Genomic DNA, 12,872 nt, shown 5'->3' on the forward strand with positions numbered 1-12,872 from the left:
AGATCTTTGGTCCGGAACATGGTTTTAGAGGGAACGCGAGTGCCGGTATCCATGTAGATGACGATGTAGATGCCAAGACTGGTATCAAAGCAGTTTCCTTATACGGAAAACACGAAAAGCCTACAGCAGAGGAACTCGCAGACATAGACATCATGGTTTTTGATATTCAGGATGTCGGTGTACGTTTTTACACCTATATCAATACCCTGCAGCATGTTATGGAGGCCTGTGCAGAGCATGGAAAAGAGTTAATGATCCTGGACAGACCAAATCCCAATGGTTTTTATGTGGACGGTCCTATCCTGGATCCGAAGTTTAAGTCTGGCATTGGCTTAAAACCTATTCCAATTGTACATGGGCTTACCGTAGCCGAATATGCTCAAATGCTAAACGGCGAAGGATGGCTGGACAATAAACTGACTTGCAAACTCCAGATCATTAAGGTGGCTAATTACACGCATGACACACCATATGAACTTCCGGTGAAACCTTCACCAAATCTGAATACCCCGCAATCTATTTTATTATACCCGACCACCTGTTTGTTTGAGGGTACTTACCTCAACCTTGGACGGGGTACCCAGTTTCCTTTTACAATTGTCGGATCGCCGGCGCTTAAAGGAAAATACAGTTTCTCTTTTACACCAGTCAGCATTAAGGGCATGGCTGAAACCCCTCTGTTTATGAACCAGGTGTGCTATGGATTGGATTTAAGGAAGTACGACACGGATAATTTCAGGAAGGATAAAAAGATCAAACTCAGCTGGCTGATTGAATTGTACAAAGCCTCTCCTAACAAAGCCGATTTTTTCAATTCTAAACTGAGCAATCAAATGGGGGTTATTGAGCGTTTGGTGGGCGTAGCGGATTTCAGACAGCAGATTATTGCAGGCAAATCTGAAAAAGAGATCAGGGCCAGCTGGGAGCCTGGATTGAGCAAATACAAAACAATGCGCAAAAAATACTTGTTGTATCCTTAGGCAACCCATAAGGATTGCTGATTGAATTTAAACAAAAGGATATGAACAGCGCGCCTAAAGAGAAAAGTAAAAAGCCTGGCAGCAATTACCAGGAAGAAGCACCTAAAGGAAAAGTACCTTCGGGAAACAAGGCTGTAAAAAAGCCTGAAGATAAGGACTATACTAAAGAGCAAGCCAATTTTAAGAATATTGCTCAAAAAAGAGAGAAAGAGGAACAACCTGTACATCCGGTTAAAACACCTCCAAAGAAATAAGAAAAAGGCTGTATCAATACGGTCGTCATCCTGAATTCATTTCAGGATGACGACCGTATTGATACAGCCTTTTTGTGTTAAATCGTCATGCTGAATTTCTTTGGATAGCCTTTAAAAATTTCATTAAAACCTTTTCATCATTTTCCATAGCAGACTGGGTCTGCGGCTTATCTAGATGAACCTGCTGAAGGTACTTCGCCAACTCGTCTTTTTCAAAAGCTTCCAGCAATAATGGATACACGTAAGAACTCTTACAAACTGCACGCGTATTTCCAAGTTTTCCGGCAACGCAGTCCAAAACTTCAACAATAACCTTTTTCTTTGGGCGGTCATCTTCTACGTTGGTACATCTGGCCAGTTGTCGCAGGGCCTCCAGCGTGCCTCCCCAGGTACGAAAATCTTTTGCGGTAAAGTCGCTGCCGCTGATTTCCCTGATGTAGTTATTGATCTGTCCGGAATCTACAGACTCATGTGCCTTACCACTGGTATAATATTGGAAAAGTTCCTGTCCGGGGATGTCCCTGCATTTTTTCACCAATCTCGCCAGTGTCCGGTCGTTTAAACGGATCTCCTGCTGAACCCCTTTTTTTCCTTTGAAACTCAGGGTAAGCTGATTTCCCTCGATCTTTGCATGTTTATCCCGCAGGGTACTCAATCCATAACTGCCATACAACTGTTTATAGGTTTCATTCCCCACACGGATAAGGGTCTTCAACATGACCTGTACACAAATGGCCAGGACTTTTTGTTCATCAAACTGCTTTCGTCTAAGATCTTTGGCAATCCTTTTACGCATCTGCGGCAAAACTTTCCCAAACTCCAGCAACCTGAAATATTTAGTATCAGAACGTCGAATGGTCCATTTCTGGTGGTAGCGGTATTGCTTCCGCCCAGCGGCATCAATCCCTGTAGCCTGGAGATGTGCGTTCTTTTTAGGCGCAATCCAAACGGCTGTCCAGGCCGGGGGCAGTACGAGCGCTTTGATGCGATCGAGCTGGTTTTGATCGGTGATCCGATTTCCTTTCTGATCGGCATAATAAAATTTACCAGGCTTTCCTTTTCTGTAAATCCCTGGCATACTATCGGTAAGGTACACCAAACCGCTTTCTTTTATTTCTTCTATTGTCTGAACCATAAGCAAAGGAAGGATATACGTTAAATTTTTAGTTATTTTGCTTTTCAATAAAGCCAGGGGTCTTTAAATTTCCAGGCTTTGATTATAGGTACAATAAACATATCCGGATGAAATTAGTTTTTATGGGCACGCCCGATTTTGCAGTAGCATCTTTAGATGCTTTGGTTAAAGCAGGTTTTGAAATTGCAGCAGTCGTTACTGCAGCAGACAAGCCGGCAGGAAGAGGGCAGAAACTCAGTGAAAGTGCAGTAAAAAAATATGCTGTTGAACATGGAATTAAAGTACTTCAGCCTGTAAAACTTAAAGACCCGGAATTCATTGCTGATCTGCAGGAGTTAAAGCCTGATCTGCAGGTGGTGGTGGCTTTCCGGATGCTGCCGGAAGTGGTGTGGAACATGCCACCAAAAGGCACCATCAATTTGCACGCTTCACTCCTGCCCCATTATCGCGGTGCAGCGCCAATCAATCATGCCATTATTAACGGAGAAAAAGAAAGCGGTGTAACCACCTTCTTTTTAAAACATGAAATAGATACGGGTGATGTGATCTTTTCGGAGACAGTAAACATCACTGACGATGATACCGCCGGTGACCTGCATGATAAACTGATGTTTGTAGGCGCAGGCCTGCTGGTGAAGACCGTTAAAGCCATTGAAGCGGGTAATTATCAGGAAATGCCTCAACCTGCGGCAGAGGAACTTAAACACGCGCCCAAGATCTTTAAAGATTTTTGTCAGATCAACTGGGACCTGCCTGTTCAGACCGTGTATAATCTGATCAGAGGATTGAGCCCTTATCCTACCGCATTTACCAAGCTGAACGATAAAACACTTAAAATATTCAAAACAAGCATAGAAAACCAGGTGCCTGATGTGGCACCCGGGAGTTTTTTAACGGATGGCAAAACCTTTCTGAAATTTGCCGCCCGTGATGGCTTTTTAAAATTAACAGATCTGCAATATGAAGGCAAAAAAAGGATGTCTGTGGAAGAATTTTTAAGAGGAATGCGCTTATAAATTATTCAACAGTGTACTTAATCCTTTGGAAACTTCATTGAAATACCTTTTTCTTCCATAACCCATTACCCAGCGGATACCGCCAAGGGCATTGGTGATAAAAACTTCTTCAGCTTCCCGCAATACCTCAGGATTGAGCTGAGCTTCTATGATGGAAATGTCGTTGGCTTTGGCCAGTCCCATGACCACTTTGCGCATAACCCCGGAAATACATCCTTCAGACAATGCAGGGGTGTAGATTTGCTTGTCGTACACCACAAATACATTGGAACTGATGCTCTCGCAAAGAAAACCGTTCTGGTTGAGGATGATCGCCTCATCCAGTTTGTGCTGCTTTTTGAACAATCCGGCCATGACATAGACCAATGCACTACTGGTTTTATAATTGGACAAAGGGTTGATGGGCTTGGTGATCTCATCGAAGACATCTATGATCAAGCCTTTCTTATTCAGTTCATAACCACTCTCGGTAAGCGGACTGGCCTCCAGAATATATCCTGATTTATTGCTGTTTGGGGTATACAGACCATCACCATTACGGTAAACCGATAACCTGAACCGCACATTGTCTCTTAATTTATTCTTTTTACAAAGCTCTGCCGTTTTCTGTTTCAGAAAATACTCATCCAATAAAACACTGCCTTCTATTTTAAGGGCTTTCATTCCTGCACGAAGCCGGTCGGCATGCAACTCAGGGAACAACAGCTTACCACCGCTCATGCGCATGGTTTCAAATAAGCCGTCCCCGTAACGGAAACTGCGGTTACTGGAAGTCAGTATCGGATGGTGAATTGTAAAAAACTCGTCGTTGTGTAAAATATACTCGTGTTGCATGTATTATTGTGGCTGTACGATGTAGTTTCTCCATTTGTTCAGTACCGCATCAAAATCAGCCGGCAAAGGTGCTTCAAATTCCAGATATTTTTTAGTGGTTGGATGAATAAATCCTAAAGTTTGTGCATGAAGTGCTTGTCTGGGCATCAGCTCAAAACAATTGTGAACAAACTGCTTGTATTTGGCAAAGGTTGTCCCTTTTAGAATTTTATCTCCTCCGTAATTCGTATCGCTGAATAGTGGGTGTCCAATATGCTGCATATGTGCTCTGATTTGATGTGTACGGCCAGTTTCCAGCTGGCAGCTGATTAGGGTTACATATCCTAAACGTTCCAGAACGGTATAATGTGTTACAGACCACTTGCCTTTTTCTTCATCGTCATAAATATCCATTACGATCCGGTTCTTTGCGCTTCTACCGATATAACCAGTAACTGTGCCATTTTCTTCCAGATCTCCCCAAACCAGGGCCAGGTATTTTCGGGTAATGGTATGGTCGTAAAATTGTTTGGCCAGTTTGGTCATGGTCATTTCGTTCTTGCTGATCAGCAGCAATCCTGAAGTATCCTTATCTATACGGTGTACCAGACCGGGCCTCCCTTCATTTCCAGGAAGCTCAGGCAATTGTTCAAAATGAAAAGCAAGCGCATTGACCAGGGTTCCGGTATAATTATTATATCCAGGGTGTACCACCATACCCGCTTCTTTGTTCACCACCAGCAAATCGTTGTCTTCATAAACAATGTCCAGGGGAATATCCTCCGGATAAACTTCGGTATCTCTGGGTGGATGAGGAAAAACAATGGAAATCTCATCAGCAGGTTTTACTTTATAACTTGGCTTTACCGTTTTCTGATTAACCAAAACATTCCCGGCATCTATAGCATTTTGTATACGGTTTCGTGACGCATTTTCCATACGGTGCATCAAAAACTTGTCGATCCGGAGCAAAGATTGCCCCTTGTCTACAACAATATTAAAATGTTCATATAAATCCTGCTCCTCTAATTCTACTCCGGCGTTGGTATTTTCCATTTTACAAAACTAATCTTTAACAATTACATATTTAAAAAAGAAATTGGCTTACTATTTGTTAGGGTAGGATGCAAGCCTGCAAAACCCACTTTGTTACAGGGCAAAAGGGCTTCAAAACCACAGGAAATAAATTTTTAAAAAAAGATAACGGCAATAAAATGAAACTGCACAAAATGAATGAACAAGCCTACCGCAATTTCATCAATACAAGAAACGACACCTACCCTACCCAAGAGAATATAAAATCAATACCTATGAAAGCCTTTACCCAAAATGTTAAAATCGTTCTTAATTTTTTTCCTTACCTGATTAAAAAAATCTATTTCAAAGCTTAATCGGGCTGGAAATGTAAAATGGACTTTATATTTGCCTCATGTTTGAAGCAATACATAGTCCGTTACACGAATTAAAGCATCCCTCTGTACGTTTATACGTAAAGAGGGATGATCTTATTGATCCCTATATCTCCGGGAACAAATGGCGTAAGCTCAAATATATCCTGGCGAAAGCACTCCATTTAAAAAGAACGCATCTCGTTACTTTTGGAGGCGCCTATTCCAATCATCTTATTGCTACTGCTGCTGCTGCCGCTCGCTCAGGTTTACAATCTACCGGTTTTGTGCGTGGTGAAGAAGTTGAAAATGACACCCTGTTTCTTTGCAAACTTTATGGAATGAAATTGATCTTTATCGGCAGAGAAGCTTATAAGGATAAATATGGTTTATTCAAGGTCTTTTTCGGTGGAGACCCTTCCGCTTATTTTATTGATGAAGGAGGCGCTTCTGCAGAAGCCGTAAGGGGTTGTGCAGAAATCATCCAGGAGCTTCCTGAAGATATCGATCATTTATTTTGTGCTGCAGGAACAGGAACAACTGCCGCTGGTCTTTTAAAAGGTATCCGCCAGCAAAATCTAAAGACCCAGCTTCATGTAGTGCCGGTATTAAAAGGCGGTGACTTTATTGCCGGGGAAATTTACAATTACACGAAAACCATAGAGCAGCTCAACCTGCACACAGATTATCATTTTGGGGGTTACGCAAAAACTTCTCCTGAATTGCTTCAGTTTATGACGGGTTTTACAGCGCGCGAAGGCATGTTGATTGACCCTATATATACGGCGAAGATGTTTTATGCTATTGACGATCTGGCAAAACAAGGTTATTTTAATCCAGGAGAAAAGATTGTAGCCCTTCATACCGGAGGACTGCTGGGCATCCTTGGTAAAAAGCAACAGTTATCTGCCTCTATCTCCTCTCCTGGTCTGCTGTAAGTTTAATTTCCATAGGGATGTATGGTGCGTATACTTCCATCGGCTTCATGATGCAGCTCGGTTACTTTAATGTTCCGTAAATGTGTTTTGCCTCCGGAGAGTTGGGTATCATGGTAAAACAGCAGCCATTTGCCTTTATATTCCACAATAGAATGATGTGTGGTCCAGCCTACTACCGGCGTCATGATCACTCCCTGATAGGTAAAGGGACCGTAAGGTGATTTGCCTGTGGCATAGACCAGCTGATGTGTATCACCGGTAGAATAAGAGAAGTAATATTTTCCTTTGTATTTGTGCATCCAGGAGCCTTCAAAAAAACGTCGGTCGTGATCTCCGCCTAACAAAGGTTTTCCTGCTTTATCCAGTATCACTACATCTTTCGCCGGCTCTGCAAATTCTTTCATATTGGCCGCCAGTTTAGCCACCTTTGCTGTTAATGCAGGTGCTTCGTCTTTCCCGGCATCTGTTTTAGAACCATTGCTGTCATATTCTCCATTGTTCCAGCGTTGCAGCTGACCGCCCCAAATGCCTCCGAAATACATATAGAAACTGCCGTCTGTATCTTTAAAAACGGCTGGATCAATACTGAAACTTCCCTTCATTGGTGCTTTTTCGGCCTTGAAAGGCCCCGCAGGTGAGGAAGAAGTGGCTACACCAATTCTGAATACATCATTTTTATCTTTAAGGGGAAAATACAGATAATAGGTACCATTCTTAAAGGCCGCATCAGGCGCCCACAATTGCCTTCCAGCCCAGGGGATATTTTTTACGGATAGGGCTACGCCATGATCGGTGACTTTTCCTCCGGGGCCGTTCATAGAAAAAATATGATAATCGCGCATGTCAAAATGATCGCCATTGTCATTTTCGGGGATACCAGCTTCAATATCGTGAGAAGGGTAAATATAGATCTTACCTCCAAAAACATGTGCAGAGGGATCTGCTGTATACATGTTGGTGATCAAGGGCTTTGAAATGGCTCCTTTAAACGGATCTTTCCCGGTAGTCTTGTCTTGTGCGTTGCCAGCAGCAGAGAGCAGCAGGAACGAAAGGCCCAGCATCAGGGCATTCGGCTTGTAGATTGGTCTGTTCATTATATTTGGTCTTTAGGTTATTTTAATTTCACACGGATCTGGAAATCCCCAGTTCCAAACCCCGGAGTTCTGCGAGCCCCTTTAATCGTCCAATGGCAGAGTATCCCGGATAAGTTGTCTTTTGCAGATCATCCAGCATCTGGTGCCCATGGTCTGGCCTTAACGGCAAGGAAACCCCGGTATGCTGCATCACTTCGATCAGTTTTTTCAGCACACTGTACATATCTACTACGCCATTCAAATGCTCCGCTTCGTAAAAATTCCCTTCTTCATCTCTATGGATATTTCTCAGGTGTACAAAGTGAATTTGAGTACCATGCTTTGAAATGATCTGACAAAGGTCATTATCAGCTCTTACCCCCAATGATCCGGTACAATAGCAAAGTCCGTTGGCCCGGGAGGGATAAGCCTTCAAAATAAAATCCAGGTCGGCTTCTGTACTCACAATTCTGGGCAGTCCTAAGATCGGGTATGGAGGATCGTCGGGATGGATGGCCATTTTCAGTCCGCAGCTTTCTGCGGTGGGAATGATTTCCTGAAGAAAGTGCTGCAGATTAGACCGCAGTGCATCGGCGTCTACGGTTGCATAATTTTGCAACGCATCCAGAATGATTTCCGGTGTAAAAGCCTCATCTGATCCTGGAAGTCCGAGCAAAGTACTTTGAAAAAGCTGTTCCCGTTCTATTGTGGTCATAGTGCTGAACTTCTCTTTTGCGCCCACAATCTCTGCCTCCGTATAGGCTTGTTCAGCAAAAGGTCTTTGGAGTAAAAAAAGTTCAAAAACGATGAAAGCCAGTTTTTCAAAGTATAAAGTTTTACTTCCGTTGGGAAGGGTAAAACTTGGATTGGTGCGCATCCAGTCCAGAACAGGCATAAAGTTATAAGTCACTACTTTGATCCCGCATTCGGACAGATTTTTAAGACTACAGGTGTAATTGTACAGCCATTCTTTATAGTTCCCGGTCCTGGTTTTGATTTCCTCATGTACAGGTAAACTTTCCACCACCAGCCATTGCATTCCTTCATCTTCTATCGAGGCTCGGCGTTTAAGAATTTCTTCTTTGCTCCAAACTGCTCCTACAGGAATATGGTGCAGGGCAGTGACCACAGAAGTACATCCGGCCTGGCGGATGTCTCTCAGGCTGACCGGATCTCCGGGGCCAAACCATCGCATACTTTGCTCAAATTTTATCATTTTATATAGGACAATCGATTGTCTTTTAGGATAAAAAAATTTTAAAAGCCTATAGAATTTCCTCCATCTACAGGAATGATCACTCCGGTAACATATTTGGAACCTTCCGAACTTAAATAATACACCGCTCCGGCCACGTCTTCAGGAAGACCAAGATGCCCCATTGGAGTTCTGGACAGCACTTTTTGCTTTCTTTCCGGATCGTTATCCAATGCTTTGGAAGACATAGCTGTTTTTATAAATCCTGGTGCCACACAGTTGACCCGGATGCCCAGTGGAGAAAGCTCCACCGCCATGGCTTTAGTCATTCCTTCTATGGCAGATTTAGCGGCTGTATAGGCAATGACCTTTGGTATACCGTATTGGGCGGCCATAGAACTGATATTTATGATCGATCCCTTTCCGGCAGCAATCATCACCTTGCTCACCTCCCTGCTGATGGCAAATACAGACAGGACATTGGTTTGGATCACATTATAAAATTCGGCATCGGTTACTTCAGCAAAGGGCTTCTTATGGTTAATTCCAGCATTGTTGACCAGAATATCAATTTGTCCGAATTCCTGTAAAATATTTTCAACACAGGCCGGTATCCTGGACAGGTCTTGCAGGTCCAGTACTTTATAAGTGCAGAAACTACCCAGTTCTGCTGCTGCAGCTTGTAATTTTAATTCGTCCCGTCCTATAATAATGGTTTTTATCTTTTCTTCTACTAATTTTCTGGTAATGGCAAGGCCTAAGCCAGCCCCGCCACCGGTAACTATGGCAATTTTTGTACTCATATCGTTTTCTTTTTTAAGGAGGATGGCCGGATCAGCAGTTGTGATTTTAGAATAATGGTATTGGTCAGTGCCGCATCCTCTTCTCCATTAAGCTGGCTGACCAGGTGTCTTGCTGCAATTTTTCCCATCTCTTCACCCGGATAATTCATGGTGGTCAGCATAGGCTCTGAAATCCGTGAAATGATGTCGTTGTTAAATCCGGCAACTGCAATATCTTCCGGAATACGGAGTCCTGCATCTTTAAAAACCTTCATACAGACCACCGCAGAAAGGTCATTGGCCACAAAAAGTGCATCAGGTCTGTTCTTCATTTTCAACAGCTGTTTAGCCACTAATATGGAAGATTCTTCCGTGAGATCTGTTTCAAAAATCAGGTCTTGCTGTTTAGGGAGCTGATGTTCTGCCAAAGCGCGCTCGTAGCCCAGTTTCCTTTCCTGGTAAACATTCCGCATACAATTCCCGGTCAGATGAGCAATGCGTTTACAGCCCTGCTCGATTAAATGACTGGTGATTTCATAGCCCGCCTTTTCATTATTGATGACCACTTTATTAAAATCATCTTCTTCGATCACCCTATCCACAAAAAGCAGCGGGATCCGGTGACGGATGTATTCTTTATAATGATCCAGGTTACGGGTGTTGGCAGCTAAATTCACAATCAGACCATCTACCCTATTTTGCAGCATTTCCGCAGCATACTTAATTTCATTCTCTTCCAGTTCCAAAGACTGACTAATCAGCATGTTATAGCCAGATACATTGAGCTCTTTTTCTATACCAGCCAGGATATCGGAAATAAAATAACTGTTTAACCGGGGTACAATAACCCCAATGGTATTGGTTTTTTGTTTACGCAAATTGCGGGCAAAGGTATTGAAGCGATAGCCCATCTCTGTGGCAGCATCAAATATTTTCTTCCTGGTTTTAGCCGTAACAGCAGGATTGTCCTGAAGCCCCCTGCTGATGGTAGAAGGGGCAAGATTCAGTCGCTCTGCAAGATCGTAAATCGTGACTACTTTCTCATTTTTCATATTTGGCCAGACATTAATCCGGCCCTAAAGTAATCATTTTTCTGAAAAATGCAATGGATTGCATTTTTCAGAAAACACAGGTTATCAAGTGGTCGCATTTACGTCGGCAATCCGTTGGGTCGACTTTCTGACAATGACTTTCGGTTTTATACTTACAATTTTAGGTTCTACATTAAATTCCAGTCCCTCCATTTCCTGAAAGTAGAGGTTTGCAATGGTTTTCCCCATGCTGATGCTGTACTGATCAATAGTGGTAATAGACGGGCTGGTCAGTTCTGTAAAAGGTTCATTGGAATAACCGCAAATCCCAAGGTCTTTAGGAATCTGGATGCCTTTATTGGTGGCTACCTCCAAAACGCCCAGGGCGGAGAAATCGGAAGTGGAAGCGAATATCGCATCTGGTGGGTTTTCCAGTCCCAGTAATTGAGCCGTGGCTTCTGCGCCCAATTCCTTGGTCCAGGCATTTTCGCACATCAGTTCTTCCAGAACCGGAATATTGTGCTTGCGAAGCGCAGCCAGGTAACCTTCTTTACGCTGACGGAAAATATCCAGCTGTTGCGGGCCTTCCAGCAGGGCTATCCTGCGGTAACCTTGCTCTATCAGATGTGTCACGGCTTCATAAGAGGCCTTTTCATTGTTATTGATCACTTTAAAAGTATCCAGTTCTTCTACCACCCGGTCAAACTGGATGAGCCTGATCTGATGGTCCAGCACCTGTTGCAGGTGTTCGTAGGGCCCGTTTTCAGCGGCAATAGAAATGATGATACAACTCACATGCTGATTGACCAGTGCATTAACACAATCCACCTCGCGCGCATGCAATTCGTTGGACTGGCAGATGATCAGGTTATAGCCCTTTTTATAAGTAACCTCTTCAATTCCGGCGATAATATTGGAAAAGAAAAACTGGTTGATCCTCGGTACGACCACACCAATGGTTGGGTTATTCCCTTTCCTTAGGTTGGAGGCCATCGCATTGTGCTGATAATTCATTTCTGCAGCAGTTTTGAGCACCAGTGCTTTTGTTGCAGCATTAACTTTATTACTGTTACTCAGTGCCCTGGACACAGAAGAAGCTGCCAAATTCAGCTTTAGGGCGATATCATAGATGGTTGTTCTTTTCTGACGCTGCATAATAAATACAAAAATATAAAAAAAAATAGGGCAATCGATTGCAAAACAAAATTATTCTCCTAAATTCGTTTTTGCTAACCAGATTTAAAACAACCATGCAACAAAAAACAATATGCTGTTACTAGGAATCGATATAGGCACTTCCTCTATCAAAGTAGCCGTCATCCATGCAGAAACACAGCGGGTAATCACTTCGGCACAGTATCCTGACGAAGAAAGCCCCATCCTATCTAAACAAACCGGCTGGGCAGAACAATCTCCGGAAATGTGGTGGGAGCATGCACTGCAGGCTTTTAACAAATGTAAAACACAAGCTTCTTTTCAGGCCGGTGATATTGCGTCTATAGGCATCGCCTACCAAATGCATGGCCTGGTGCTGGTAGATAAAGATCAAAACCTGGTGCGCAACAGTATCATCTGGTGCGACAGCCGGGCTGTAGAAACAGGGAACCTGGCTTTTGAAGCTTTAGGAGAGGAATATTGTTTATCTCACCTGCTCAATTCTCCTGGAAATTTCACTGCCTCCAAACTGGCCTGGGTAAAACAAAATGAACCGGAGATTTATGCCCGGGTGGATAAATTCATGCTTTCAGGTGATTTCATTGCGATGAAACTCACCTCGCAGATCACCACCAGTATTTCGGCTTTATCCGAAGGGGTATTCTGGGATTTTAAAACAGACAGCTTATCCGAAGCGCTGATGGACTATTATGGCTTCAGCAAAGATCTTATTCCTGAAATCAAACCTGTATTTGCAGAGCATGGCCGGGTTACGGCAAGTATCGCGCAGCTAACGGGACTGGCTGAAGGAACTCCGGTTACCTATAAATCAGGTGACCAACCTAATAATGCGCTCTCTTTGAATGTACTGGAGCCTGGAGAAATTGCAGCAACTGCAGGTACCTCAGGGGTAATCTATGGTGTAAGTGACCAACTGGCTTTTGATCCTCAATCCAGGGTAAACACTTTTGCACACGTCAATTATACACAAGAGCAGAAACGACTGGGTATTTTACTCTGTATCAATGGTACAGGAAGTATGAACCGCTGGGCCAAACACAATATGGGTGCTACAGATTCTTACGCACAAATCAATGCCGCAGCAGCGCAGG

At 43.4% G+C, this 12,872-nt stretch carries 14 protein-coding genes; 6 read left to right on the forward strand and 8 right to left on the reverse strand.

From position 1 onward, the window contains the following. The coding region (locus tag VNZ46_RS10505) for a DUF1343 domain-containing protein (RefSeq protein WP_325560121.1) at nucleotides 1-980 on the forward strand (980 nt) is incomplete at its 5' end. Nucleotides 981-1,021: 41 nt separating this feature from the next. Then, a complete protein-coding gene (locus VNZ46_RS10510) occupies nucleotides 1,022-1,234 on the forward strand; it encodes a hypothetical protein (RefSeq protein ID WP_199076299.1) in 213 nt (70 codons plus the stop codon). 85 nt (nucleotides 1,235-1,319) lie between these two features. Here the strand turns inward: VNZ46_RS10510 and VNZ46_RS10515 are convergent, their stop codons facing one another. Beyond that, entirely contained in the window at nucleotides 1,320-2,369 is a 1,050-nt protein-coding gene (locus VNZ46_RS10515; protein ID WP_325560122.1) for a DNA topoisomerase IB, read from the reverse strand. Between the two features lie 107 nt (nucleotides 2,370-2,476). On the opposite strand from VNZ46_RS10515, the gene fmt reads away from it, so the two are divergent. Further along, on the forward strand, nucleotides 2,477-3,385 hold the full coding sequence (fmt, locus tag VNZ46_RS10520; RefSeq protein ID WP_325560123.1) for a methionyl-tRNA formyltransferase: 909 nt from the start codon (nucleotides 2,477-2,479) through the stop codon (nucleotides 3,383-3,385). Here fmt and VNZ46_RS10525 read toward each other — a convergent pair. Then, the gene (locus tag VNZ46_RS10525) at nucleotides 3,380-4,219 is read right to left on the reverse strand and encodes an aminotransferase class IV (protein WP_133777880.1); all 840 of its coding nucleotides are present in this window, start codon (nucleotides 4,217-4,219) and stop codon (nucleotides 3,380-3,382) included. The genes fmt and VNZ46_RS10525 overlap by 6 nt on opposite strands. 3 nt (nucleotides 4,220-4,222) lie before the next feature. Then, nucleotides 4,223-5,254 carry an RluA family pseudouridine synthase gene (locus VNZ46_RS10530; RefSeq protein WP_199076291.1) on the reverse strand — a complete coding sequence of 344 codons (1,032 nt, stop codon included), beginning with the start codon at nucleotides 5,252-5,254 and terminating at the stop codon, nucleotides 4,223-4,225. Between the two features lie 158 nt (nucleotides 5,255-5,412). On the opposite strand from VNZ46_RS10530, the gene VNZ46_RS10535 reads away from it, so the two are divergent. Together VNZ46_RS10535 and VNZ46_RS10540 are read left to right on the forward strand one after the other, a co-directional pair. Next, entirely contained in the window at nucleotides 5,413-5,589 is a 177-nt protein-coding gene (locus VNZ46_RS10535; RefSeq protein ID WP_166643926.1) for a hypothetical protein, read from the forward strand. A 38-nt stretch (nucleotides 5,590-5,627) separates the two neighbouring features. Further along, a complete protein-coding gene (locus VNZ46_RS10540) occupies nucleotides 5,628-6,524 on the forward strand; it encodes a 1-aminocyclopropane-1-carboxylate deaminase/D-cysteine desulfhydrase (RefSeq protein WP_325560124.1) in 897 nt (298 codons plus the stop codon). Between the two features lie 2 nt (nucleotides 6,525-6,526). Here VNZ46_RS10540 and VNZ46_RS10545 read toward each other — a convergent pair whose 3' ends face one another. The 5 genes from VNZ46_RS10545 to VNZ46_RS10565 form a co-directional block, all read right to left on the reverse strand. After that, nucleotides 6,527-7,618 (reverse strand): glycoside hydrolase family 43 protein, encoded by a 1,092-nt coding sequence (locus tag VNZ46_RS10545; RefSeq protein WP_325560125.1) that lies wholly within the window; start codon nucleotides 7,616-7,618, stop codon nucleotides 6,527-6,529. Between the two features lie 28 nt (nucleotides 7,619-7,646). Further along, nucleotides 7,647-8,813: a mannonate dehydratase gene (gene uxuA, locus VNZ46_RS10550; RefSeq protein WP_325560126.1), complete on the reverse strand. Its 1,167-nt coding sequence runs from the start codon at nucleotides 8,811-8,813 to the stop codon at nucleotides 7,647-7,649. A 41-nt stretch (nucleotides 8,814-8,854) separates the two neighbouring features. Beyond that, complete coding sequence (locus VNZ46_RS10555; protein WP_325560127.1) at nucleotides 8,855-9,595, reverse strand: SDR family NAD(P)-dependent oxidoreductase; 741 nt, start codon at nucleotides 9,593-9,595, stop codon at nucleotides 8,855-8,857. Continuing rightward, nucleotides 9,592-10,626: a LacI family DNA-binding transcriptional regulator gene (locus tag VNZ46_RS10560; protein WP_325560128.1), complete on the reverse strand. Its 1,035-nt coding sequence runs from the start codon at nucleotides 10,624-10,626 to the stop codon at nucleotides 9,592-9,594. Before VNZ46_RS10560 ends, VNZ46_RS10555 begins: the two co-directional genes overlap by 4 nt. 84 nt (nucleotides 10,627-10,710) lie before the next feature. Further along, entirely contained in the window at nucleotides 10,711-11,760 is a 1,050-nt protein-coding gene (locus tag VNZ46_RS10565; RefSeq protein ID WP_325560129.1) for a LacI family DNA-binding transcriptional regulator, read from the reverse strand. 112 nt (nucleotides 11,761-11,872) lie between these two features. Between VNZ46_RS10565 and VNZ46_RS10570 the strand changes: the two genes are divergently transcribed. Continuing rightward, nucleotides 11,873-12,872, forward strand: a 1,000-nt coding sequence (locus tag VNZ46_RS10570; RefSeq protein ID WP_325560130.1) for an FGGY family carbohydrate kinase, incomplete at its 3' end; no start/stop codon positions are given.

It is taken from the genome of Pedobacter sp., from assembly GCF_035566355.1.
GTDB lineage: Bacteria > Bacteroidota > Bacteroidia > Sphingobacteriales > Sphingobacteriaceae > Pedobacter.

Coding starts and splice junctions, on each gene's coding strand:
- VNZ46_RS10510 (WP_199076299.1), top strand. CDS start 1,022: ATGAACAGCGCGCCTAAAGAGAAAAGTAAAAAGCCTGGCAGCAATTAC.
- VNZ46_RS10515 (WP_325560122.1), bottom strand. CDS start 2,369: ATGGTTCAGACAATAGAAGAAATAAAAGAAAGCGGTTTGGTGTACCTT.
- fmt (WP_325560123.1), top strand. CDS start 2,477: ATGAAATTAGTTTTTATGGGCACGCCCGATTTTGCAGTAGCATCTTTA.
- VNZ46_RS10525 (WP_133777880.1), bottom strand. CDS start 4,219: ATGCAACACGAGTATATTTTACACAACGACGAGTTTTTTACAATTCAC.
- VNZ46_RS10530 (WP_199076291.1), bottom strand. CDS start 5,254: ATGGAAAATACCAACGCCGGAGTAGAATTAGAGGAGCAGGATTTATAT.
- VNZ46_RS10535 (WP_166643926.1), top strand. CDS start 5,413: ATGAAACTGCACAAAATGAATGAACAAGCCTACCGCAATTTCATCAAT.
- VNZ46_RS10540 (WP_325560124.1), top strand. CDS start 5,628: ATGTTTGAAGCAATACATAGTCCGTTACACGAATTAAAGCATCCCTCT.
- VNZ46_RS10545 (WP_325560125.1), bottom strand. CDS start 7,618: ATGAACAGACCAATCTACAAGCCGAATGCCCTGATGCTGGGCCTTTCG.
- uxuA (WP_325560126.1), bottom strand. CDS start 8,813: ATGATAAAATTTGAGCAAAGTATGCGATGGTTTGGCCCCGGAGATCCG.
- VNZ46_RS10555 (WP_325560127.1), bottom strand. CDS start 9,595: ATGAGTACAAAAATTGCCATAGTTACCGGTGGCGGGGCTGGCTTAGGC.
- VNZ46_RS10560 (WP_325560128.1), bottom strand. CDS start 10,626: ATGAAAAATGAGAAAGTAGTCACGATTTACGATCTTGCAGAGCGACTG.
- VNZ46_RS10565 (WP_325560129.1), bottom strand. CDS start 11,760: ATGCAGCGTCAGAAAAGAACAACCATCTATGATATCGCCCTAAAGCTG.